At 71.3% G+C, this 20,352-nt stretch carries 20 protein-coding genes; 10 read left to right on the forward strand and 10 right to left on the reverse strand.

The genetic code is table 11. The annotated features are described in order from the left end of the window. Window positions 1-6 precede the first annotated feature (6 nt). Complete coding sequence (locus tag IE249_RS01480) at window positions 7-687, forward strand: class I SAM-dependent methyltransferase (RefSeq protein ID WP_189702909.1); 681 nt, start codon at window positions 7-9, stop codon at window positions 685-687. Window positions 688-696: 9 nt separating this feature from the next. On the opposite strand, the gene IE249_RS01485 is transcribed toward IE249_RS01480, so the two are convergent. Continuing rightward, window positions 697-1,083 (reverse strand): ATP-binding protein, encoded by a 387-nt coding sequence (locus IE249_RS01485; protein WP_189702910.1) that lies wholly within the window; start codon window positions 1,081-1,083, stop codon window positions 697-699. 134 nt (window positions 1,084-1,217) lie between these two features. On the opposite strand from IE249_RS01485, the gene IE249_RS01490 reads away from it, so the two are divergent. The 4 genes from IE249_RS01490 (at window position 1,218) to IE249_RS01505 (ending at window position 4,080) form a co-directional block, all read left to right on the forward strand. Beyond that, window positions 1,218-2,081 carry a helix-turn-helix domain-containing protein gene (locus IE249_RS01490; RefSeq protein WP_189703215.1) on the forward strand — a complete coding sequence of 288 codons (864 nt, stop codon included), beginning with the start codon at window positions 1,218-1,220 and terminating at the stop codon, window positions 2,079-2,081. Next, complete coding sequence (locus tag IE249_RS01495) at window positions 2,074-2,253, forward strand: DUF397 domain-containing protein (protein WP_308434295.1); 180 nt, start codon at window positions 2,074-2,076, stop codon at window positions 2,251-2,253. The genes IE249_RS01490 and IE249_RS01495 overlap by 8 nt, the downstream gene beginning before the upstream one ends. 124 nt (window positions 2,254-2,377) lie before the next feature. Next, window positions 2,378-3,292: an ATP-grasp domain-containing protein gene (locus IE249_RS01500; RefSeq protein ID WP_189702912.1), complete on the forward strand. Its 915-nt coding sequence runs from the start codon at window positions 2,378-2,380 to the stop codon at window positions 3,290-3,292. Next, complete coding sequence (locus IE249_RS01505) at window positions 3,289-4,080, forward strand: ATP-grasp domain-containing protein (RefSeq protein ID WP_189702913.1); 792 nt, start codon at window positions 3,289-3,291, stop codon at window positions 4,078-4,080. The genes IE249_RS01500 and IE249_RS01505 overlap by 4 nt, the downstream gene beginning before the upstream one ends. 17 nt (window positions 4,081-4,097) lie before the next feature. On the opposite strand, the gene IE249_RS01510 is transcribed toward IE249_RS01505, so the two are convergent. Continuing rightward, entirely contained in the window at window positions 4,098-6,155 is a 2,058-nt protein-coding gene (locus IE249_RS01510) for an NAD(+) synthase (protein WP_229857183.1), read from the reverse strand. 141 nt (window positions 6,156-6,296) lie between these two features. Between IE249_RS01510 and IE249_RS01515 the strand changes: the two genes are divergently transcribed. Beyond that, entirely contained in the window at window positions 6,297-7,178 is an 882-nt protein-coding gene (locus IE249_RS01515) for an alpha/beta hydrolase (RefSeq protein WP_189702914.1), read from the forward strand. Between the two features lie 68 nt (window positions 7,179-7,246). Here the strand turns inward: IE249_RS01515 and IE249_RS01520 are convergent, their stop codons facing one another. From IE249_RS01520 to IE249_RS01530, 3 genes are all read right to left on the reverse strand, one after another. Beyond that, the gene (locus IE249_RS01520; protein WP_189702915.1) at window positions 7,247-9,184 is read right to left on the reverse strand and encodes a S53 family peptidase; all 1,938 of its coding nucleotides are present in this window, start codon (window positions 9,182-9,184) and stop codon (window positions 7,247-7,249) included. A 248-nt stretch (window positions 9,185-9,432) separates the two neighbouring features. Next, the gene (locus tag IE249_RS01525) at window positions 9,433-10,134 is read right to left on the reverse strand and encodes a DUF305 domain-containing protein (RefSeq protein ID WP_189702916.1); all 702 of its coding nucleotides are present in this window, start codon (window positions 10,132-10,134) and stop codon (window positions 9,433-9,435) included. Next, window positions 10,131-10,865, reverse strand: coding sequence for a thioredoxin-like domain-containing protein (locus IE249_RS01530; RefSeq protein WP_189702917.1), 735 nt, complete (start codon window positions 10,863-10,865; stop codon window positions 10,131-10,133). The genes IE249_RS01525 and IE249_RS01530 overlap by 4 nt, the downstream gene beginning before the upstream one ends. Window positions 10,866-11,050: 185 nt before the next feature. On the opposite strand from IE249_RS01530, the gene IE249_RS01535 reads away from it, so the two are divergent. Further along, entirely contained in the window at window positions 11,051-11,506 is a 456-nt protein-coding gene (locus tag IE249_RS01535) for an RrF2 family transcriptional regulator (RefSeq protein WP_189702918.1), read from the forward strand. 111 nt (window positions 11,507-11,617) lie between these two features. Here the strand turns inward: IE249_RS01535 and IE249_RS01540 are convergent, their stop codons facing one another. Further along, on the reverse strand, window positions 11,618-12,802 hold the full coding sequence (locus tag IE249_RS01540) for a globin domain-containing protein (RefSeq protein WP_189702919.1): 1,185 nt from the start codon (window positions 12,800-12,802) through the stop codon (window positions 11,618-11,620). Between the two features lie 334 nt (window positions 12,803-13,136). Here IE249_RS01540 and glnA2 point away from each other — a divergent pair, with 334 nt between their 5' ends. Next, window positions 13,137-14,498 carry a gamma-glutamylpolyamine synthetase GlnA2 gene (glnA2, locus tag IE249_RS01545; protein ID WP_037855769.1) on the forward strand — a complete coding sequence of 454 codons (1,362 nt, stop codon included), beginning with the start codon at window positions 13,137-13,139 and terminating at the stop codon, window positions 14,496-14,498. A gap of 69 nt (window positions 14,499-14,567) precedes the next feature. Then, window positions 14,568-15,722, forward strand: a complete 1,155-nt coding sequence (locus tag IE249_RS01550) for a PP2C family protein-serine/threonine phosphatase (RefSeq protein WP_189702920.1) — start codon at window positions 14,568-14,570, stop codon at window positions 15,720-15,722. On the opposite strand, the gene IE249_RS01555 is transcribed toward IE249_RS01550, so the two are convergent. The 4 genes from IE249_RS01555 to IE249_RS01570 all read right to left on the reverse strand — a co-directional run bounded on the left by IE249_RS01555 (window position 15,649) and on the right by IE249_RS01570 (window position 18,259). After that, window positions 15,649-15,879: a DUF397 domain-containing protein gene (locus IE249_RS01555; protein ID WP_189702921.1), complete on the reverse strand. Its 231-nt coding sequence runs from the start codon at window positions 15,877-15,879 to the stop codon at window positions 15,649-15,651. The genes IE249_RS01550 and IE249_RS01555 overlap by 74 nt on opposite strands. Beyond that, window positions 15,876-16,751 carry a helix-turn-helix domain-containing protein gene (locus tag IE249_RS01560; RefSeq protein ID WP_189702922.1) on the reverse strand — a complete coding sequence of 292 codons (876 nt, stop codon included), beginning with the start codon at window positions 16,749-16,751 and terminating at the stop codon, window positions 15,876-15,878. The genes IE249_RS01555 and IE249_RS01560 overlap by 4 nt, the downstream gene beginning before the upstream one ends. 114 nt (window positions 16,752-16,865) lie before the next feature. Beyond that, window positions 16,866-17,420 (reverse strand): hypothetical protein, encoded by a 555-nt coding sequence (locus IE249_RS01565; RefSeq protein ID WP_189702923.1) that lies wholly within the window; start codon window positions 17,418-17,420, stop codon window positions 16,866-16,868. A 281-nt stretch (window positions 17,421-17,701) separates the two neighbouring features. Continuing rightward, a complete protein-coding gene (locus IE249_RS01570; protein WP_189702924.1) occupies window positions 17,702-18,259 on the reverse strand; it encodes a hypothetical protein in 558 nt (185 codons plus the stop codon). A 177-nt stretch (window positions 18,260-18,436) separates the two neighbouring features. On the opposite strand from IE249_RS01570, the gene IE249_RS01575 reads away from it, so the two are divergent. Further along, window positions 18,437-20,110, forward strand: coding sequence for a hypothetical protein (locus tag IE249_RS01575; RefSeq protein WP_189702925.1), 1,674 nt, complete (start codon window positions 18,437-18,439; stop codon window positions 20,108-20,110). Window positions 20,111-20,352 lie beyond the last annotated feature (242 nt).

Genomic DNA, 20,352 nt, shown 5'->3' on the forward strand with positions numbered 1-20,352 from the left:
TGGCCGATGCGATCACACCCCGTTGACCGGCCGGCCGATCTCGACGTGGTCCGCGAGTCCTACGACCGCGTGGCGGACAACTACGCCCACATGGTGGCGACGACGGGAATGGGCGACATCCGCCGCCACCCGTGGCTCATGGCGTCGATGGACGTCTTCGCCGACTCCGTGCGCGGCCTCGGCCCCGTCCTCGACGTCGGCTGCGGCCCCGGCACCGTCACCGCCTACCTCGCCGAACGCGGCCTGGACGTCTCCGGGGTGGACCTCTCGCCCCGCATGATCGAGAACGCCCGCCGCCTCCACCCGGAGTGCCGCTTCAGCGTCGCCTCGGCCACCGAACTCGACCTCGCCGAGGCGTCCCTGGGCGGCATCCTCGGCTGGTGGTCGCTGTTCAACCTCCCGCGCGACATCCTGCCCCAGGTGCTCGCCCTGTTCGCCCGCGCGCTGAAGCCCGGCGGCCACTTCATCACCGGCACCCACGTCGGCGACGAGGACCGCGTACGCACCGAGGCCTACGGAGGCGTCCCGGTCCGCTGGACCACCCACAAATGGCGCCCGGAACAATTCGCGACCCTGATCGAACAGGCAGGCCTGCTCCCACTGGCCGAACTCCGCCTGCCCCCGAACGAGTTCAGCGGCCCGACGGTGGTCATCCACGCCAAGCGTCCCGAAGCCCCTGACAGCTGACGGACCCGGTCAGGCCAGATCGCACCAGACCGTCTTGCGGTCCGCTCCCTGCTCCACACCCCAGCGCAGGGCGAGTTGGTCGACCAGGGCCAGGCCGCGCCCGGACTCCGACGTCTCCGGGGCGTCCAGGAGAGCCGGCAGTGCGCGGGGGTCCGGGTCGGTGACCTCCACGCGGGTGAGGCCGCCCGGCACGCCGCTGACGCGTACGTTCACCGGCGTGCCCTCGCCCAGGTGGTCGATCACGTTCGTCAGCAACTCCGTGACGCAGAGTTGTACTTCGAAGCCGAGCGCGTCCAGGTGGTGGCGTACCTCCGGTACGGCCTTCGCCGTGGCCGACAGGCTGAGTTCGAACGTCACGACGTCGCAGGCCGTGGGGGAGGGGAAGTGCTCGGGCATCGCGGGGTTTCAGCCTTCTGTGCGGTGTGTGACGAACACCTCACAGACTGTCGACCGGCTCGCTAGCGTGGAAGCCCGTTCGCGTTCGCGACGTGAACAGCGGAAACGGTGAGTCGAGTTACGGCGGTGAGCACGTGGTCCGGCGCAAGGACATCGACGGGTCGATCAGCGTCCCCGACTTCTACGGCAAGGAGTTGCGGTGGAAGAGGGAGGCGGCGGGACTGTCCTTGGAGGCGTTCCTCCAGGGCAGCTTCTACGGCAAGACGTACCTCAGCGACATCGAGCGCGGGCAGCGGCGCATGCCGATCGACCTGGCCCGGCACGCGGACCGGGTGCTCGGCACCGACGGGTTCTTCGAGCGGCGCTGCGAGGACGTGCGCAAGGCGAGAAGGGCCGGGCACGCCGCGTACTTCGAGAAGGTCCTGGAGGCGGAGAAGCAGGCCGCGACCATCGAGGAGTGGTGCCCGATGCTGCTCCCCGGTCTGCTGCAGACTCCGGCCTACGCCCGGGCCGTCATCCTCGCGGGCCTTCCGCTCTCCCCGGAAGCCGAGGTGCAGGAGAAGGTCGGCGCCCGAATGGCGCGCGCCGATCTCTTCGAGGCGGACCACCGAACTCCCGAGTACTGGGTGATCCTTCACGAGTCGCTGATCACCGACCCGCTCCTGGCGCCCCCGGACATGGCCGAACAACTGGACCGGATCGTGCAGTTGGCCGAGCGCCGCCGGATCACTCCGCAGGTGCTGTCGCGGAAGTGTGTGGCGCACCCGTTCATGACCGGCCCGGCGAAGATCATGACATTCGCCGATGCCCCTCCGCTGTTCTACACGGAGGCATTGCACAGTGGTGACACCATCGATGATCCGGCCCTCGTGGGGGACTACCGCAAGTCGTACGATCGGCTCAGGGCCGTCGCGCTGTCACCTGAGGCGTCCCTGTCCATGATCAAGACGGCGGCAGAGGACTACCGAGATGCCAAGCGACCGGATCGACTTGAGTGAAGCGCTCTGGTTCAAGAGCAGCTACAGCAATGCCACCGGCGGGGACTGCCTCGAAGTCGCCCCCGACTTCCCCGGCCTGGTCCCCCTCCGGGACTCCAAGGTGCCCGACGGCCCCGTCGTCCTCTTCCGCGCCCCTGCCTGGGCGTCCTTCCTCGACTCGCTCAAGGGGTGACCGGTCAGCCGATCGTCACCCCTGCGTGGTCCCCCGATCATGACATCCTGTGACGCCACACGAGATGACGGAATGCCGGACGACAGGCGGTAGGGCGGTCGCCCGGCAGTGACGGGGACGAACGATGAAGCTCTGCTTTCTGGTGGAGGAGCAGTACCGCCGAGACGGCATGCCGGTCGAGGTGATCCACCAACTCACCGCATGGGGACACCACGTGGACGTGGTACGTCCCGGTGGCTCCCTGCTGCACCTGACGAAGGCCGTACAGACGAGCGCCCATGACGCATGGGTGCTCAAGACCGTCTCGGGCGGCCCGGGCCTCACCTCGCTCGAAGCGGCGGCCTGGGCCGGCCTGACGACGATCAACGACGTCCGGGCGATACGCGGCGTGCGGGACAAGGCGCTGGCCGCGGTCATCGGTCTCAGCCGTGGGCTGCCCCTGCCCGCGACCTACGCGGCCGCCGTGCCCGAACTGCTGCTGGAGATACCCGAGTCGGAGTATCCGATCGTGGTCAAGCCCGCTGACGGCAGTTCTGGCCGGGCCGTGCACCTGGTGTCCTCCCCGCGCCGGCTCACCGAGATGCTTCCCCAACTGGCGGGGGAGGGCATGCTGATCGCCCAGCCGTACGTGCCCAACTCCGGCGCCGACATCAAGGTGTACAGCGTCGGCGGCGAGCTGTACGCCACTGAGCGCCGTTCCCCGCTCCATCCGGACCACGCGGTACGGGAGCGCCACGTGCCGCTGTCGCCCGAGATCGCCGAGATCGCAGCCAGGGTCGGCGTGGTCTACGGCCTCGACCTCTACGGAGTCGACGTGGTGCTGGGACCGGACGGCCCCGTGGTCGTGGACGTGAACGACTTTCCCAGCTTCCGCCAGGTCCCCGACGCGCCGAAACGGCTGGCAAGAGCCGTCCTCGACCTGGCGGCCGGCGCGACCACGGCGACCACCACCGCGACCGTGACCACCACGGCGACCACCACCGCGCAGCCGCTGCTCGGCGCCGTTCCGATCCCCATGACGGCGGGCCGGAAGGCATGAGAGTCGCACTCATCACCTCCGAGCCCGGCCACCCGCTCCTGAGCCGCACCACGGCCCTGCTCGCGCCCGACCACCCCGTGGACGTGCTGGATCCGCGGACGCCGCCGCCCCTCCCCGAACCGCTTGCCGACGTCTACCTGCTGAAGGCACGTACGCCGCATGCCCTCGCACTCGCCCGGGATCTGGAGCGACGTGGCGCCCGCGTGATCAACTCGGCCGCCGCGACCGCGCTGTGCCAGGACCGCACGGCCATGGCCGCACTGGCCCTGGACGCCGGCCTCCCCTTCGCGGCCACGGGCACGTTCAGCACCTTGGCAGAGCTGGCGTCCGGGCCGACGCTGTCCGGACCGGCGGTGGTCAAGAGCCGCTACAGCCGGCGGCACGACGTGGTGGCTCGCGTCGACAGTGCCTCGCACTTGCGGGACCTGGCCGCCGCGCATCCGGACGAGCCGGTCGTGGTGCAGGACTTCGCCCCCAACGACGGGTGGGACCACAAGCTCTGGGCGGTCGGCGACCGGCTGTTCGCCGGCCTGCGCCGCTCCGAACTCTCCCCGGAGGGACGCGGCCCCACCCGAACGCTTCCCCTCGACGACCTGCCCCCCGGATGGCCGGCCCTGGTGCGCCGCGTCGGAGAGGTCTTCTCCCTCGACGTCTACGGCGTGGACGTCGTCGACGTGGGCCACGGTGCCCCACTGATCGTGGACATCAACGCCTTCCCCGGCATCCGGGACCAGCCTGGCGCGCCCGAGGCGCTGGCGGCGCTGATCTCACGGAAGGGAAGTACGTGACGCTCAAGCGGTGAGTCTCATGCCTCCGGCGGGTCGAAGCGGGCCAGGTCGCTGAGCCAGGCCCGGGCGTTGCCGTCCGACGGGGCCCGCCAGTCGCCGCGTGGGGAGAGGGAGCCGCCGGCCGAGACCTTGGGGCCGTTCGGCATGGCCGAGCGCTTGAACTGTGCGAAGGCGAAGAAGCGGCGGCAGAAGACCTCCAGCCAGTGCCGGATCTCCGGCAGGTCGTAGGCCACCCGCTTGGCCCGGGGGAAGTTCGGCGGCCAGTCGCCGGACTCCGGGTCGTGCCAGGCGTGCCAGGCCAGGAAGGCGATCTTGGAGGGACGGAAGCCGTAGCGCAGCACGTGGAAGAGCGTGAAGTCGTGCAGCGCGTACGGGCCGATCTTCGACTCGGTGGACTGCATCTCCTCGCCCGGCACCAGCTCCGGGCTGATCTCGGTGTCGAGGATCGCGGCGAGGGTCCTGCCGGTCTCCTCGTCGAACTGGCCGCTGCTGATGACCCAGCGGATGAGGTGCTGGATCAGCGTCTTCGGCACGCCGCCGTTGACGTTGTAGTGGCTCATCTGGTCGCCCACGCCGTACGTGGACCAGCCGAGCGCCAGCTCGGAGAGGTCGCCGGTGCCGAGCACGATGCCGCCGCGCTGGTTGGCCAGCCGGAAGAGGTAGTCCGTGCGCAGGCCCGCCTGCACGTTCTCGAAGGTGACGTCGTACACCGGCTCGCCGGACGCGAAGGGGTGGCCCATCTCCTCCAGCATCAGCCGCGCGGTGGGCGTGATGTCCAGCTCGGCGGCGGTGACGCCGAGCGAGTTCATCAGCTTGTGGGCGTTGTCCTTGGTGTGGTCGCTGGTGGCGAAGCCGGGCAGGGTCCAGGCGAGGATGTCGCTGCGGGGGCGGCCCGCGCGGTCCATCGCGCGGGCGGCGACGATCAGGGCGTGCGTGGAGTCGAGGCCGCCGGAGACCCCGATGACCACCTTCGGGCCGCCGATCGCCGCGAGGCGCTGCTGGAGGCCCGCGACCTGGATGTTGTACGCCTCGTAGCAGTCCTGGGCGAGCCGGGCGGCGTCGGCGGGTACGAAGGGGAAGCGCTCCAGGCGTCGGCGCAGGCCGAGGTCGGTGGCCGGCGGGGCGAGTTCGAAGGGGACCGTACGGAAGTCGCTCGTCCGCGCGTGGTGCGTACGGCGGTTGTCGTCGAACGTGCCCATGCGCTGCCGCTCCTGGCGGAGCAGGTCGAGGTCCACGTCGGCCACGGCGTGGGAGTCGCCGAGCGGGAAGCGGTCGGTCTCGGCCAGCAGTACGCCGTTCTCGTAGACCATGGCCTGGCCGTCCCAGGACAGGTCGGTGGTCGACTCGCCGAGGCCGGCGGCGGCGTAGACGTAGGCGGCCAGGCAGCGTGAGGACGCCGAACGGCACAGCAGCTTGCGGTCCTCGGCGCGGCCGACCGTGATCGGGCTGCCGGAGAGGTTGGCGAGGACGGTCGCGCCGGCGAGGGCCGCCTCCGCGCTGGGCGGCACCGGTACCCACATGTCCTCGCAGATCTCGGCGTGCAGCACGAGACCGGGGACGTCGTCCGCCGCGAACAGCAGGTCCACGCCGAACGGCACGGACTCGCCGAGTGCCCCGCCGAGGCGGATCGATCCGCCTCGCTCGTCGGCGCCGTCGCCGATCTGGCGGCGCTCGTAGAACTCGCGGTAGTTCGGGGGGTACGACTTGGGTACGACGCCGAGGACGCGGCCGCGGTGCACGACGACCGCGCAGTTGTAGATCCGGTTGCGGTGGCGCAGCGGGGCGCCGACGACCAGGACCGGCAGCAGGTCCGCCGACCCGGCGACCACCTGCGCCAGCGCCTCCTCCACCTGGTCGAGCAGCGCGTCCTGGAGCAGCAGGTCCTCGATGGAGTAGCCGCACAGGCCCAGCTCCGGGAAGACGGCGACGGCGACCCCCTCACGGGCGCACTCGCGCGCTTGGCGCAGGACCGCTTCGGCGTTGGCGGGCGGATCGGCGATGACGGTGTGACCCGTGCACGCGGCGACCCGCGCGAAGCCGTGCTGATAGATCGACCAGAAGTTCAATTCAGGCACGCGCCCAGTGTAATCGTCAAACCGACGCGATAGTCGAACAGGGGGCCCGCCACCCTCCCGAGCGGGGGCGTGGCCCGCCCCGCGTGGGCATCGGCCGGGGTGGGCGGTCATGATGCCGGTACGGCAGTCGGGGAGGCGGGTATGACCTTTGTCGGGATCGGGGGCGTCGTGCATCACGTCGTCGTCGACGGGAGCGGGCCGCCGTGTGTGCTCAGTCCGGGGCTCGGCATGTGCTGGTTCGACTGGGACCCCCTGGTGCCGCTGCTCGCTCCCCACCGCACCGTCGTGCGGTTCGACCGGCCGGGGCTCGGGCTCAGCGCGCGCACGCGCGCCTGGCCGACGCTGGCGGGGGAGGCCCGGCGCATCGCGGCCGTCCTCGACGCGCTCGGCCTGGACGGCCCCGCCACCGTCGTCGGGCACTCGCTCGCCGGGTTCCACGCGGAGGCCTTCGCCCGGCTGTTCCCCGCCCGGGCCGCCGGGCTCGTGCTGGTCGACTCCAGCGTCGAGGAGGAACCGCGCCCCCGCCGGGCCCGCGCGGCGCGCGACACCGCCGCCCGCGCGGGCGCCGCGCTGGCGAGCGCGGCCGGGGTGCCCCGCGTGGCCGGCCCCGCGCTGCGGCGCGCCGCCGTCCGGGCGGGCCGCGCCGGGGGCGGCGAGGAGGTGCCGTACGACCTCGTGCGGCGCGCGTACTCGACCAGCCGCTGGCTGCACGCGGTGGTCGCCGAGAACACCACCTACACCGACCAGGCCGTCGCCCTGGCCGCCCTGCGCGCGCGACGCCCCCTGCCGCCCGGACTGCCCGTCACCGTCGTCGCCGCCGACGACCCGCGCCGGCCCGCGCACCGGCGCGAGCACTGGCTGGCCCGCCAGCGCGACCTGGCCACCGCCCTCGGCGGCACCCTCCACGTCAGCGGCCCCGCCGGGCACCTGCTCATGTTCGACCGCCCCGAGGACGTGGCCGGCGCGGTGCTCGGCATCCGCGAGCGCCCGCCCCGCGCCGCGCCCGGCCGGAAACGGCCCTGAGACGCGCGAACGCCCGCCCCTCCCGGAGGAGAGGCGGGCGCACGGTCAGGCCGTGAGGCCTTCAGGCGTCAGTGGCGACGGTACGAGTCGACGTAGCCGGGCGCGGGCGAGCCCACGCCGGTGACGTCGTCGTAGCCCTTGACCGCCGTGAGCGAGGCGTCCTTGCCGAGGCTGCGGACGGACACGCTCAGACCACCGGTGGCGTCGTAGCCGTTGACGAAGTCCACGCGGGCGACCGCGAGGTCGTTGCCGGTGGGCTTGTCCACCACGTCGTGGTACAGCTTCGAGCCGTACTTGGCGTAGATGGTCGGGTTGGCGAAGCCGATCGCCTTGCCGCCGCGGGCCTCCTGGGCGAGGGCCTGGACGGCCGCGATGACCGGCGCGGCGAGCGAGGTGCCGCCGATGCGGTACTCGCTGTAGCGCTGCGTCCCGTCCGGGAAGGTCTGCGTCTGGCCGACCTTGAAACCGGTGTTCGGGTCGGCGATCGCCGCGATGTCCGGGACGACGCGGTTGCCGGCGGCGTTGTTGGCCGTGGCCAGCGCCTTGGGCACCACGTTCTTCTGGTAGTACGGCTGCGGCACGGTCTTGCTGGTGCCGCCGCCCGCACCCGAGGTGTACGCGCCCGGGAACCCGGTCCAGCTCTTGCCGTCCGCGGACAGCGTGGCCTTCTCGGTGCCCCAGCCGGTCTCCCACAGGTACTTGTCGCCCTTGCCGACGGCCAGCGAGGTACCGCCGACCGCGGTCACCCACGCCGAGTTGGCCGGGGTGTCGACCTGCTTCGTACCGGTGTGGGCGACCTCGTCGCCGTTGTCGCCGGAGGAGAAGTAGAAGCCGATGCCCTGGACCGCGCCGAACTGGAACACCTGGTCGTAGGCGGCCGCGAGGTCCGGCGTCTGGTTGGCCTCGATGTCGCCCCAGGAGTTGGAGACGATGTCGGCGAGGTGGTTGTCGACGATCTTGCTCAGCGAGTCGAGCAGGTCGTCGTCGTAGCAGGAGGCGGCGCCCACGTACGTGACGTCGGCGGCCGGCGCGACCGCGTGCACGGCCTCGACGTCGAGGGTCTCCTCGCCGTACCAGCCGGCGGCCCCGCACTCCTTGGTCTTCGTGTAGTTCTTCGGCAGCACCTGGTGCAGCTGACCGGTCTTCCAGGCCGCGTCACCGTGCTTGCTCGCGTAGGTGCCGGCGTCGAAGGCGATGGTCGGCGAGGCGTACGCGTCGGTGATCGCGATGCGCACACCCTTGCCGGTGTACTTGCCCGCGCCGTACGCGGAGCGCAGCTGCTTGCCCGTGTAGCCCTTGACGGCGTACGGGATCTTCGAACCGTACGCGCTGGGCAGCGTGCTCGCGACGTTCGAGCCGTAGTACGACGAGAACGGCCCGGAGTTCTTGAACACGGCGTCCGGGGGCGGCAGCTGGTCCTTGTGGTTCGCCTTGTGCGGGGCGTTGTCCAGACCGGTGACGGTCAGGACGGCGCTCTTGAGGGCCGCCGGGACCGACGCCGACTGGGCCGGCGCGCGGTAGGTCTGGGAGCCCTTGGCGAAGTTGTGCAGCTGGGTGCCGAACGCCTTCTCGGCGGCGGCGACATCACCGGAGACGGCGATGTAGTGCGGGGTCACCGAAGTGACCTTCAGGCCCGCCGACTTCAGCCACGACTTGACGGCGGCCACCTGGGCCTTGGTCGCACCGAAGCGCGCCTGCGCCTGCTTGGCGCTCAGGTACTTGCCGTACGCGGGCGAGGACGGGTCGGCGACCGCCTTGGCGTACGCGGCGAGACCGGCGGAGTCGCCGGCCAGGTAGACCCGGGCGTTGACCTGGGCGCTGTTCGAGGTCGCGCCCTTGTCCGCCTTGGCCGTCGCCCACACGGGCTTGGTGCCCGCGAGCGCGTTGCGGCCCGGGTTGTCCGCGGCGTGCGCCGCGGGTATGCCGAGCGCCAGCGCACCGGCGAGCATCGGCAGTGTCGCCGCCATGCTCACACCGGCGCGCGCGATGGCGCGGTTGGATCTCATAGAACCCCCTGCGATGCGGTTCCGTACGGAACGCAATGAGTGGTTGGTCCTCGCGGGATCCGCGTGGAGCCGCGGCGGTTTGGCCCAACAATGGATCACACGATCGAGGGTCACTCTTCCCGATGAACCGTTCATGCCAGGGGAATGGGTAAGCCAAGAGAAACCCAAGGAACCGTCAGGAGTAAGCAGTTACGGCCGATTTGCCGCATTCTTGCCGCATTCGCGGTGCCGTCCCGGGTGTGTCCGGATCAGAAACCGCCCGTTGCCCCGCGCTTCTTGAGCATGTCCGCCATCATCCTGATCTCCGACTGCTGCGCGTCGACCATGCCCTGCGCCAGCCGCCTCTCCACCCCGACCGCGCACTTGGCCACGCAGCCCTCGGCCATGTGGATGCCGCCCTTGTGGTGCGCCGTCATCAGCCGCAGGTAGTACATCTCGGCCTGTCTGCCGTCGAGTTGGCCCAGCCTCTTCATCTGCGCGTCGGTCGCCATGCCCGGCATAAGCGCCCCGTCCTCGCCGGCGGGCGCGTTCATGCCCATCCAGGCCATCGGCGGCCCGGCCGACACCTTCGGCAGCCCCCACAGATCGAGCCAGCCGAGCAGCATCCCGCGCTGGTTGGCCTGCGTCTGGGCGATGTCGTAGGCGAGGCGGCGCACTTCGGTGTCCTTCGTGCGGTCGCGCACGATGTACGACATCTCGACGGCCTGCTGGTGGTGGACGGCCATGTCCCGGGCGAACCCGGCGTCCGCGGAGTCGGCGGCCGGCGGCGTGAGCCCCGAGCCGGAGCCGCCCCCGGACTCGGTCCCGTCCCCGGACTCGGACACCGATGCGGACGCGGTCCGGCCGCCGGCCCCGGCTCCGGTGTCGCCCTCGGCGACCGCGTACGTGATCGCCCCGACGGCGACCAGCGCCGTGGCCGCCGCCCCGGCGACCAGTCCGACGAGCCTCACTGGCCGAGCCCTCCCGTGCAGGCGGCCCCCGGCTCGGGCGTCTGCGCGCCCTGCACGAACTCGGCGAGGAACTTGTCGGCGTTGGGGTCGCCGGCGCCCGTCACGGTGCGCTGGTGCGCCCAGGCCGACATCATGATCGGGTCCTTCTGGTCCGCGACCGGGCTCATCAGCGTGTACGGCGTCCTGCGCACCTTCGCCGCGAGCGCCGCCACGTCGGCCTCGGACGCCTTGCCGTTGTACGTCACCCACACCGCGCCGTGCTCCAGGGCGTGCACGGCGTTCTCGTTCCTGACCGGCTTGGTGTAGACCTCGCCGTCGCAGTTCTGCCACACCGGGTTGTGGTCGCCGCCGACCGGGGGCTCCATCGGGTACGTCACCGGGCCCGCGACGTGATTGCGGGTCAGCGTGCCCTTCCAGGTCCTCACCCCGTCGGCGCCCGTCACGAAGTGACCGGAAGCGGTCCGCCCGCCGTTCTTGGCGCCGTCCGTGCCGCTCTTCGCGCGGCCCATGCCGCTGCCCTTGGCGGCGCCCGCCGAAGCCGAAGTCGACTTGTCGTCACCGGACCGCGTGTTCAGGAACACCGCCCCGCCGACCACCAGCCCGGTGGCGACGACCGCGCTCGCCGCGATGACGACGACACGGTTGCGCCGCTGCCGCGCGTGCTCGGCGCGGCGCATCTCCTCTATGCGCGCCTTGCGGGGGTCGGTGCCGGTCTGGTGGGCGGAACCCATGGCGGATTCCCTTCGGTGCGGGGGTGGCGGACGGGTCCGATGATCGTAATGGGGCGGACGGGCCGAGGGGAGACCACAGTGGACCGACGGCCAGCCATGGCGAGCCGGCCGGTCCGGCCCGAAGCGACTGAGGCAAGGCTGTCCGAAAACTTGAACCGCAGATGCGCATTATCTACGCTGGCCGCATGCGGCTCCTGCGCTCCACCGACCTGGCGCTGCGCGCCCTGATGCGACTCGCGGTCGCCGGCGAGTCGAGCCCCACGACCCGGCAGGTCGCGGCGGACATGGACGTGCCCTACACCCATGCCGCCAAGGTCGTCGCCGAACTCACCCACATGGGCCTGCTCACCGCCCGGCGCGGCCGCGGCGGCGGGCTCACGCTGACCGAGCGGGGGCGCACGGCGTCCGTGGGCGCGGTCGTGCGCGCCTTCGAGGGCGAGGGCGACGTGGTGGACTGCGAGGGCGCCGGCCAGGCCGGGACGCCGTGCCCGCTGAGCTCCGGGTGCCGGCTGCGGGGCGCGCTGCGTCAGGCCCAGGAGGCGTTCTTCGCCGCGCTCGACCCGCTGACGGTCATGGACATCGTCGCCGCCCCGACGGGTCCCTTGCTACTGGGCATCGGCAGGGCGCCGCAGGAGACGTGACGTGCGGAGGTGCGCGTCGGGGCGCCGCGGAAGACGTGCGGAGGCGCGCGTCGGGGCGCCCGGGACCGGCGGCCGAGGCCGGTCCCGGGCGCCCTGCGCCGTACCGGGGTCTCAGTCCTTGGCGAGCCAGAGGTCCGGGCCGAACACCTCGTAGTGGATGTCGGCGGGGGCCACGCCCTTGCCGATCAGCTGGGCGCGCACCGCGCGCATGAAGGGCAGCGGGCCGCAGAGGTAGGCGTGCGTGCCGGCCGGGACGTCGACGTCGGCGAGGTCGACCAGGCCGGGCCGGCCGGCGCCCTCGGCGTCCTGCTCGTAGAAGAAGACGGACCGTCCGTCCGCCAGCTTGGCCGCGTAGGCCTCGTGGTCGGAGCGCAGCGCGTGCACGGCGGGGGAGCGGTCGGCGTGCACGACGGTCACCGGGGCCTGGTGGCCGGTGAGGGCGAGCTGCTCCAGCATGGCGATCATCGGGGTGACGCCGATGCCGGCGGAGGCGAGCAGCAGCGGCGCCCCGGTGTCCTCGAGGACGAGGTCGCCGTAGGGGGCGGACAGCTGGAGGACGTCGCCCTCGCGGACGTGGGCGTGCAGGTGGTTGGAGACCTCGCCGCCGGGGGCGGCGGCGTCGCCGGCGACCCGCTTGACGGCGAACTGCCGCTCGGGCGAGCCGGGGGCCGCGGTCAGGCTGTACTGGCGTATCTGGCGGGCGCCGTCGGCGAGCGTGACGCCGACGGAGACGTACTGTCCGGCCCGGTAGCCGGGCACGGGGCCGTCGTCGACCGGGCGCAGCTTGAAGGTGGCCACGTCGGCGGTCTCCTCGATCCGCTCGACCACCTTCCACTCGCGCCAGCCGCGCTGCTCGCTCTGCTCGTACAGCCGCTTCTCGATGGCGATGAGGGCGCCCGCCATCAGCCAGTAGACGTCGGTCCAGGCGGCCGCGACCTCGGGGGTGACCGCGTCGCCGAGGATCTCGGCGATGGCGGCGAACAGGTGCTCGTGGACGACCGGGTACTGCTCGGGCGTGATGCCCAGCGAGGCGTGCTTGTGGGCGATGCGGTCGAGCATCAGGTCGGGCCGCTGCTCGGGGTTGTTCACCAGGTGGGTGGCGAAGGCCGCGATGGAGCCGGCGAGGGCCTGCTTCTGGGTGCCCGCGGCCTGGTTGCCGCGGTTGAACAGGTCGCGCAGCAGCTCGGGGTGGGCGTCGAACAGCCGGGCGTAGAAGCGCTCGGTGATCTCACCGATGGCCGCGCCGACGGCGGGCAGGGTGGCGCGGACGGTGGCTGCTGACTGCTCGGACAGCATCAGGACTCCTCGATGGGCTCGATCGTCGATGGGCTCGATCGCTCAACTGATCGAAACGCTAGAGAAAGTTGCATCTGAGATGCAAATTTAGAGGGCGTGGTCTCGCTCACTCCGGAAAGACTTCGGCCATTACGGATATCGGTGCGAGCAGGCAAGATGGGCGGCAGAGCGGTTCACCTGCCGTACGCGAGCCGTTCGGGCCGGGGACCGCTCGGCGAGCGGGTTCCGCAACGCGCGCGAAACGCTGTTGTGGTGTGATGCTCAGGTGCCCGACCGCCTTCCCCGTGGCACGCGGGTACAGGCGGCCTGACCAGCAAGGATGGGGAAGCGGAAGATGGACAAGCAGCAGGAGTTCGTGCTCCGTACGTTGGAGGAGCGCGACATCCGGTTCGTACGCCTGTGGTTCACGGACGTGCTGGGCTTCCTGAAGTCCGTGGCCGTGGCCCCCGCCGAGCTGGAGCAGGCCTTCGACGAGGGCATCGGCTTCGACGGCTCCGCCATCGAGGGCTTCGCGCGGGTCTACGAGTCCGACATGATCGCCAAGCCCGACCCGTCCACCTTCCAGATCCTGCCCTGGCGCGCCGAGGCCCCCGGCACCGCCCGCATGTTCTGCGACATCCTCATGCCGGACGGCTCCCCGTCCTTCGCCGACCCGCGCTACGTCCTCAAGCGCGCCCTCGCCCGGACCTCCGACCTGGGCTTCACCTTCTACACCCACCCCGAGATCGAGTTCTTCCTGCTGAAGAACCGTCCCCTCGACGGCTCCCGCCCGACCCCCGCCGACAACTCCGGCTACTTCGACCACACCCCGCAGGCCATCGGCATGGACTTCCGCCGCCAGGCGATCACCATGCTGGAGTCCATGGGCATCTCGGTGGAGTTCTCCCACCACGAGGGCGCCCCGGGACAGCAGGAGATCGACCTGCGGTACGCCGACGCGCTGTCCACCGCGGACAACATCATGACGTTCCGCCTGGTCATGAAGCAGGTCGCGCTGGAGCAGGGCCTCCAGGCGACCTTCATGCCGAAGCCGTTCTCGGAGTACCCCGGCTCGGGCATGCACTCGCACCTCTCCCTCTTCGAGGGCGACCGGAACGCGTTCTACGAGTCCGGTGCGGAGTACCAGCTCTCCAAGGTGGGCCGCTCCTTCATCGCCGGCCTGCTGCGGCACGCCGCCGAGATCTCGGCGGTCACCAACCAGTGGGTCAACTCCTACAAGCGCATCTGGGGCGGCTCCGAGCGCACCGCCGGCGCCGGCGGCGAGGCCCCCTCGTACATCTGCTGGGGTCACAACAACCGCAGCGCCCTGGTCCGCGTCCCGATGTACAAGCCCGGCAAGACCGGCTCCGCCCGCGTCGAGGTCCGCTCCATCGACTCCGGCGCCAACCCGTACCTCACCTACGCCGTCCTCCTGGCCGCCGGCCTCAAGGGCATCGAGGAGGGCTACGAGCTCCCGCCCGGCGCCGAGGACGACGTCTGGGCCCTGTCCAACGCCGAACGCCGCGCCATGGGCATCGAACCCCTCCCGCAGAACCTCGGCGAGGCCCTGACCCTCATGGAGAACAGCGACCTGGTCGCCGAAACCCTCGGCGAACACGTCTTCGACTTCTTCCTCCGCAACAAGAAGCAGGAGTGGGAGGAGTACCGCTCCGAGGTCACGGCATACGAACTGCGGAAGCATCTGCCGGTGCTGTAGAGGCAGGAGTGGCGGGTCGGCGCCGTCGGCGGAGTGGAGGCCGGGGCGCCGACGGGGCAGGCTTGGGGGATGAAGTCGCTCTTGCGGTCGCCTCCGCTGTCAGGAGCGGGCCGTCGCGGGCGGGCCCTCTTCGCGCTGCAGTGCGTGCCCTTCCTGATCGCCCTCGCCGTGCTGGTCATCGAGCTCACGCCCGCGCATTTCATCTACACCGGCCCCTTCCTCACCGCGGTCCCCGCACTGGCCGCCGTCGCGATGGGGCCCAGGGGCACCGGCGCGGCCGCCGCCGTCGCGCTGGTGATCAGCGTCATCACCGCCACCTGGAACGGCGCCTGGGGCTCCCTGCAGGTCTACACCAACTTCCTCGCCCTCGCCCTGGTCACCGTCGCCGGCGTCTTCACCAGCAGCGCCGTACAGGCCCGCAGACAGCGCGAACTCGACCAGATGCGCCGGATCGCCGTCGCGGCCCAGGACGTCGTACTGCGCCCCGTGCCCGCGCGGCTCGGCCCCGTCGAGGCGGGCAGTCTGTGCCTCGCGGCCGGTACCGGCGCCCGGGTCGGCGGGGATCTCTACGAGGCCGTGCAGACGCGGTACGGCGTCCGCATGATCGTGGGGGACGTGCGGGGCAAGGGGCTGACCGCGGTGCGGGCCGTCGCCGTGACCCTCGGCGCCTTCCGTGAGGCCGTGCACTACGAGGACGAGCTCGTCGAGGTCATGAACCGCTGCGCCGCCGCGCTGCACCGGGAAGTCGCGGTCCCTGGGGCGTACGACCAGGAAGTCCTGCTGGAAGGGTTCACCACGGCGCTCATCGCCCAGGTGCCCGAGGACTCCGTCGTGCAACTGGTCAACCGCGGCCATCCGCCGCCCCTGCTGCTGCACCGGGGAAGGGCCACGGCACTGATGCCGGCCACACCCCTGCCCCCGCTCGGCCTCGAGGACCTCGCCGACGGCCTCACCACCAAGCCCGAGACCTACGAGTTCCTCCCGGGCGACCGCCTGCTCCTCTACACCGACGGCGTCATCGAGGCCCGCGACGGCGCCGGCGAGTTCTTCGACCTGCCCAAGACCATGGAGCGGATCGGCGCGGACGTCACTCCGGCCGAGTTCCTGGACCAGCTCCACCAGTCGCTGACCCGGCACACCGAGGGCGATCTCACCGACGACGTCGCCATGATCCTCGCGGACCGCCGGCGAACGGCAGAAACCCGCTCCAGGCGGCAGGTGTGAGGGCGAGGCGGGGGCCGTGGGGGTTCTTGGAGTCGCGGACGTGGACCGAGACGGCCTCTATGGCGACCTCCACGCAGTCACTGGGGTTGCTGCTGTCGCTGTACGTGCTCTTGAACCACGTCAGGTCACGGTCCCGGCCCGCTTCCTTCGGCTTCATGTCTCCCCCAGCAGTTGTTCGACGAAGGCGAGCGACTCTCCCGCCGTCAGCGCCTCGGCCCGGATGATGCCATAGCGCAGTTCGAGGATTCTGAGCTGCCGGAGGTCGGACACAGGACGATTGCCGAACTCGTCGTCGGCCCGTCCGACCGCCGTGCCGTCCACGAACTTCAGCACCTGAATCCGCCCACCCGTACCCGGGTGATCCCCACGTGTCGTCGGCATCACCTGGATCTCGACATGACGCAACTGCGCCACCTGCAAAAGGTGTTCGAGTTGCCTGCGCAGGACCATCTTGCCCCCGACCGGGCGGCGCAGCGTCACCTCTTCCTGGACGAAACTCAGCTCCGGCGCGGGAACCCGCTCGAAGACCGCCTTACGCGCCATGCGAGCCGCCAGGGCTCGTTCGAGTTCGTCCTCCGACAGCACGGGGCGCCGTGTGCCGAGCAGGGCGCGCGCGTACTCCTCGGTCTGCAGGAGTCCGTGCAGGTTGTGGCTGCCGTACGACAGCAGCTCGACCGCCTGCGCCTCCAGCTTCGCCAGGTCGCGCACCTTCTTCGGGTAGCGGACCCGCCGTACGTCCTCCTTCATCGCCGAGAGCAGGCCGCCCGCCGCCAGTATCTCGTCCGCCCTGTCCAGGTACTCGGGACGGGGGATCCGCCTGCCGCCCTCGATCTTGTAGACCAGGTCCTCGCCGTAGCCCACGGCCAAGCCGAACTCCGCGGCCCGCATCCCCGCCGCCTCGCGCCGCAGCTTCAACTGCCGCCCCACCGTGGCGACCACGGCCACGCCCCAGTCGTCGTCCGGGTCCACCTCCCAGCCAGGCTCGTCCGCCTCACCGCTCGGGCCCGCCGCCTCGCCGTCCACCGTCATCCGTGCCCCCCGGGTCCCGCGCGTCCTGTCGCGACAGGGCCGACCGTAGAGGCCCGGGCCGCGCCGGGTGGCCGGAAGCAGCTCAGCGGCACGCCTACGGGTGACGCGACGTCGTCAGACCAGCAGTTCGACGTCCTCGGTGGTGTCGATCGGCTGGACCACCCAGTGGCCCGGGGACATCTCGATGGACATGCGGCGGATCCGGGTCGCCCAGGTCGGTGGCCATTGGGTTTCCTCGTCCCAGCGGAGCCAGGAGAGATCGACGTCGTCCAGGTCCACGTCTCGCATGTCCGCGCCGCCGTAGTCGTCGGAGATCTCGTTCAGGAGGTCCGAGACAAGGGTGACGATGACGCGGGCCCTGGCGATCGTCATGCCGACGCGTGTGAGTCTCGGGGCCGAGCCCATCAGGCGGGGGCCGTTGAGGGACCCGGCGCACGAGTCCAGGGAGAGGGTGACGAGATCGGTGGTGATCAGCAGGAATTCGAAAAGGCGACGGAGCCCGGTTCCCGGGTGGGACTCGAGCAGCGCCGGGACCTCGTCATTGATCTGCTTCCTCAAGACCAGTGCCTGTGCCGCGGATCGGAGTGAGACGGCAGTGCGGTGCCGGTACTGCTCGGAGGAGGCGAACGGCGAGAGGTTGAGGAGCGACAGTTCGTCGACCGGTTCCATGAATCGGGTGAAGGTACTTCTGAGAGCCTGCACCGCGTCCCGGGACCTGAGCCTCTCCCCGACGGATAAACCCGCCGCGACTTCCCTCAGTTGGGCGAGGTGCCGCACGTATTCCTCGTAGTCCGCCAGGACCGCTTCATACGTTGACCTCGCGAGGGGAAACTGCTCCCTCCTGGGGGCCAGCCCCTCCCGCGCGGGGGGCGGTGGGCGGCGAAAGGCGGGCGCCCGGCGGGAGATCACGGCGACCAGCCGGCCCGCGAACGAATCTGCTGCCAGCGCCATCACACGCTCCCCCCTGGGGTGCCCGGATCCCGCACCGCTGCCGTATTGCTCTGGGTATCCGTACCCTGTGCGTCCTGTCGCGGAACGAGCGGAGCGGACTCCTGCGGGGGCACCACCGGCTGGGAACCGTCCAGTTGCGCTCGCTGGTTGTTCTGGTGCTGCATCACCGCGCCGATCACGGCGTCCTTGCTCACCTGCGTGACCAGGGTGACCAGGGCGAGCGACTTCTCCATGACGGTGAGGGCACCCGCGCCGACGATCAGGGCGATCCACGGTGTCGTGCCGTGCGGCGGGCTCGCCGCGAGTGCGCCGGCGACGCCGCCGCCGACCACCACCCGCAGGACCGCGCCGAGCAGGTAGGCGAGCCACCCGGGAGCGGGCAGCTCCTCGTCGCCGGGCCGCGACTGCGCCCTGGGGGCCGAGGGTCCCGCGCCGACGCTCGCCGAAGAGACGTTCCAAGGCCTTTTCCGGTGCCACCGCACGGCTCTGCAGTAGTCGAGAACCTCGATGGCGAAGCCGCCGAAGGCGCCCCAGTAGGCGGCCGTTAACCACTCCATGGAGGGAGGTTACGGGGGTGGGGCGGGGCGTGCGGGAGAATTGCGGCAGGTTCCCGTGAAGGGACGCACCTCCGCCGCGTACAACCTTCCGGTGGCCTGCGCGGTCATGGTGGCAGCGTTCGGTTGTTGTTCGGGTTGCCGCCGGGCGCGGGACGTCTGCGGAGGGGATCTGTGAGAGTGCGCGAGGGGCGTTGGGGGGCCGGGGTCGCCGGTGGGGTGCTGGTGCTGGCCGGCCTGGGGGTCGGCGGGGCCGGCGGGACGGCCGTGGCGGACGGGGGTGGGCTGGAGGTCCGGTCCGATCTCGGGCACTACGCGCTGGACGCGACGCCGTACACCGACCTGGGCAGCTCCGGGGACAGCCTCACGCTGCTGAACACCGGCACGAAGAAGGTGAAGTCGTACACGATCACGATCGACTACACCTCGCTCAAGGGGATCGCCGAGGTCACCCTGCCGGGGTGCGGGCAGAAGTCCGAGGGGGTGCTGAGCTGCTCGCCCGCCTATCCGCCCGCCCCGGGCAAGGGGGCGTCCCTGGGCACGCTCAGCGCGCGGTCCCTGAAGGGCGCGAAGGCCGGCGCCACCGGGGAGATCCGGATCGGCGGGCAGGCGGACGGCGTGGCGATGGCCGAGAAGGTCTGGACGGTCACCGTCAAGGACGCCGGGCTGGTCGCGGACCGTACGATCGGGACCGTCGCCGGCAAGGTCGAGCCGGGGTCCCTGGTGCGTCCTGGCATCGGTTACACCAACTACGGCGCCGAGGCGATCGACGGCGCGTACTTCCTCATGTACGGCGCGGGCGCCTCGTTCCGGCAGGAGTTCGGCAACTGCACGTACGGCACGCTGCCCGTCCGGATGGACGGCGACCCCAACGGTGAACTCACCGACGTGTCCTACCCGGCGGCCCTCTGCCACGTCGAGGACACCATCGAGCCGGGGCAGTCCTACGACCTGTACCCGGGCGAGCTGAAGATCGCCGGCGATGTGCGGGGCGCCAGTTGGTCAGTCTTCAGGTCCAAGCCCGAGGAGCTGAGGAAGCTCACCGACGTCCACGCCGGGCACGGCCCGAAGCTCCAGCTCGTGCCGCGGCCGGCCGACGCGCCGGAGGGCGAGCCCCGACTGGGGCTCCACGACGTCCACTACGCGGTCGACAACACCACGGACATCGAGGCCGTCGGGGCCTCGGTGCGGGGGCGTCCGGGCGGCACCGTCACCGCGGAGATCGGGTTCCGCAACAACGGCCCCGCGCGCACGGCCACCTGGACCGGCAGCAGGCCCATCGAGGACCCCTCGGTGCGTACGGTCTTCACCGTCCCGGCCGGCACGACCGTGGTGAAGGTGCCGGAGCGGTGCCACACGACGGTCGACGGCGATTACTCCACCGCGCCCGGCGGCAAGGTCTACGAGTGCGTGCAGAAGACCACGGACTGGGTGATCGAGAACGGCGCGCGGCTGGTGTGGTCCTTCGGGCTGCGCGTCGACAAGCCGTCCGCGCTCAAGCCCGGCAAGGTCACCCTGAAGGTCCTCAGCGAGAGCGACAGCGACCCGGAGAACGACACCGCCGCCGTCACGGTGACGGTGCCGGGCGGGGGCGGGAGCACGGGTGGCGGCGGCACCACGGGCGGTGGCGGCGACTCCGGCGGCAACGGGAACGGGGGCGCATCCGGCGGCACCGCCGCGTCGGGCGGTACGACGACCGGTGGTGGCGCCCAGGAGTCCTCCGTGACCGGCGGCTCCATGGCCGGCACGGGCGCCGGCACCCTCCCCTGGATCGCCGGCACGGCGGGCCTCCTGGCCGTGGCCGTGGGTGCCGGCGTCTTCGTCCTGGCCCGCCGCCGCAGGGGCGGCGCCTGACCGGTCTCCGCGAGCGGTCACCTCACCCCGGCTTCCCGGTGCTCCCCGACGGCCTCCGAGGGACACTGCGGCTAGGCTCTGGCCAGGACGGGCTTGATCCGAACGGGAGGCCGGGATGACGGCGCCGGGACGCAGGAGCAGTACCTTCACGCGGCTGCTGCGGCACGGCTTCACCGATGCCTCCGCCGCCGAGCGGCTGCTGGAGAGCCCGGAGCTCGCGCCGGTGCGGAACGACCCGGTAC

Source organism: Streptomyces anandii JCM 4720 (assembly GCF_014650655.1).
GTDB lineage: Bacteria > Actinomycetota > Actinomycetes > Streptomycetales > Streptomycetaceae > Streptomyces > Streptomyces anandii.

Excerpts from the sequence above, each read along its gene's own strand:
- IE249_RS01530 (WP_189702917.1), bottom strand. The coding sequence starts at position 10,865 with ATGGGTTCCGCCCACCAGACCGGCACCGACCCCCGCAAGGCGCGCATA.
- IE249_RS01550 (WP_189702920.1), top strand. The coding sequence starts at position 14,568 with ATGAAGTCGCTCTTGCGGTCGCCTCCGCTGTCAGGAGCGGGCCGTCGC.
- IE249_RS01520 (WP_189702915.1), bottom strand. The coding sequence starts at position 9,184 with ATGAGATCCAACCGCGCCATCGCGCGCGCCGGTGTGAGCATGGCGGCG.
- IE249_RS01540 (WP_189702919.1), bottom strand. The coding sequence starts at position 12,802 with ATGCTGTCCGAGCAGTCAGCAGCCACCGTCCGCGCCACCCTGCCCGCC.
- IE249_RS01505 (WP_189702913.1), top strand. The coding sequence starts at position 3,289 with ATGAGAGTCGCACTCATCACCTCCGAGCCCGGCCACCCGCTCCTGAGC.
- IE249_RS01500 (WP_189702912.1), top strand. The coding sequence starts at position 2,378 with ATGAAGCTCTGCTTTCTGGTGGAGGAGCAGTACCGCCGAGACGGCATG.
- IE249_RS01480 (WP_189702909.1), top strand. The coding sequence starts at position 7 with ATGCGATCACACCCCGTTGACCGGCCGGCCGATCTCGACGTGGTCCGC.
- IE249_RS01515 (WP_189702914.1), top strand. The coding sequence starts at position 6,297 with ATGACCTTTGTCGGGATCGGGGGCGTCGTGCATCACGTCGTCGTCGAC.
- IE249_RS01485 (WP_189702910.1), bottom strand. The coding sequence starts at position 1,083 with ATGCCCGAGCACTTCCCCTCCCCCACGGCCTGCGACGTCGTGACGTTC.
- IE249_RS01565 (WP_189702923.1), bottom strand. The coding sequence starts at position 17,420 with ATGGAACCGGTCGACGAACTGTCGCTCCTCAACCTCTCGCCGTTCGCC.
- IE249_RS01555 (WP_189702921.1), bottom strand. The coding sequence starts at position 15,879 with ATGAAGCCGAAGGAAGCGGGCCGGGACCGTGACCTGACGTGGTTCAAG.
- IE249_RS01560 (WP_189702922.1), bottom strand. The coding sequence starts at position 16,751 with ATGACGGTGGACGGCGAGGCGGCGGGCCCGAGCGGTGAGGCGGACGAG.
- glnA2 (WP_037855769.1), top strand. The coding sequence starts at position 13,137 with ATGGACAAGCAGCAGGAGTTCGTGCTCCGTACGTTGGAGGAGCGCGAC.
- IE249_RS01535 (WP_189702918.1), top strand. The coding sequence starts at position 11,051 with ATGCGGCTCCTGCGCTCCACCGACCTGGCGCTGCGCGCCCTGATGCGA.
- IE249_RS01570 (WP_189702924.1), bottom strand. The coding sequence starts at position 18,259 with ATGGAGTGGTTAACGGCCGCCTACTGGGGCGCCTTCGGCGGCTTCGCC.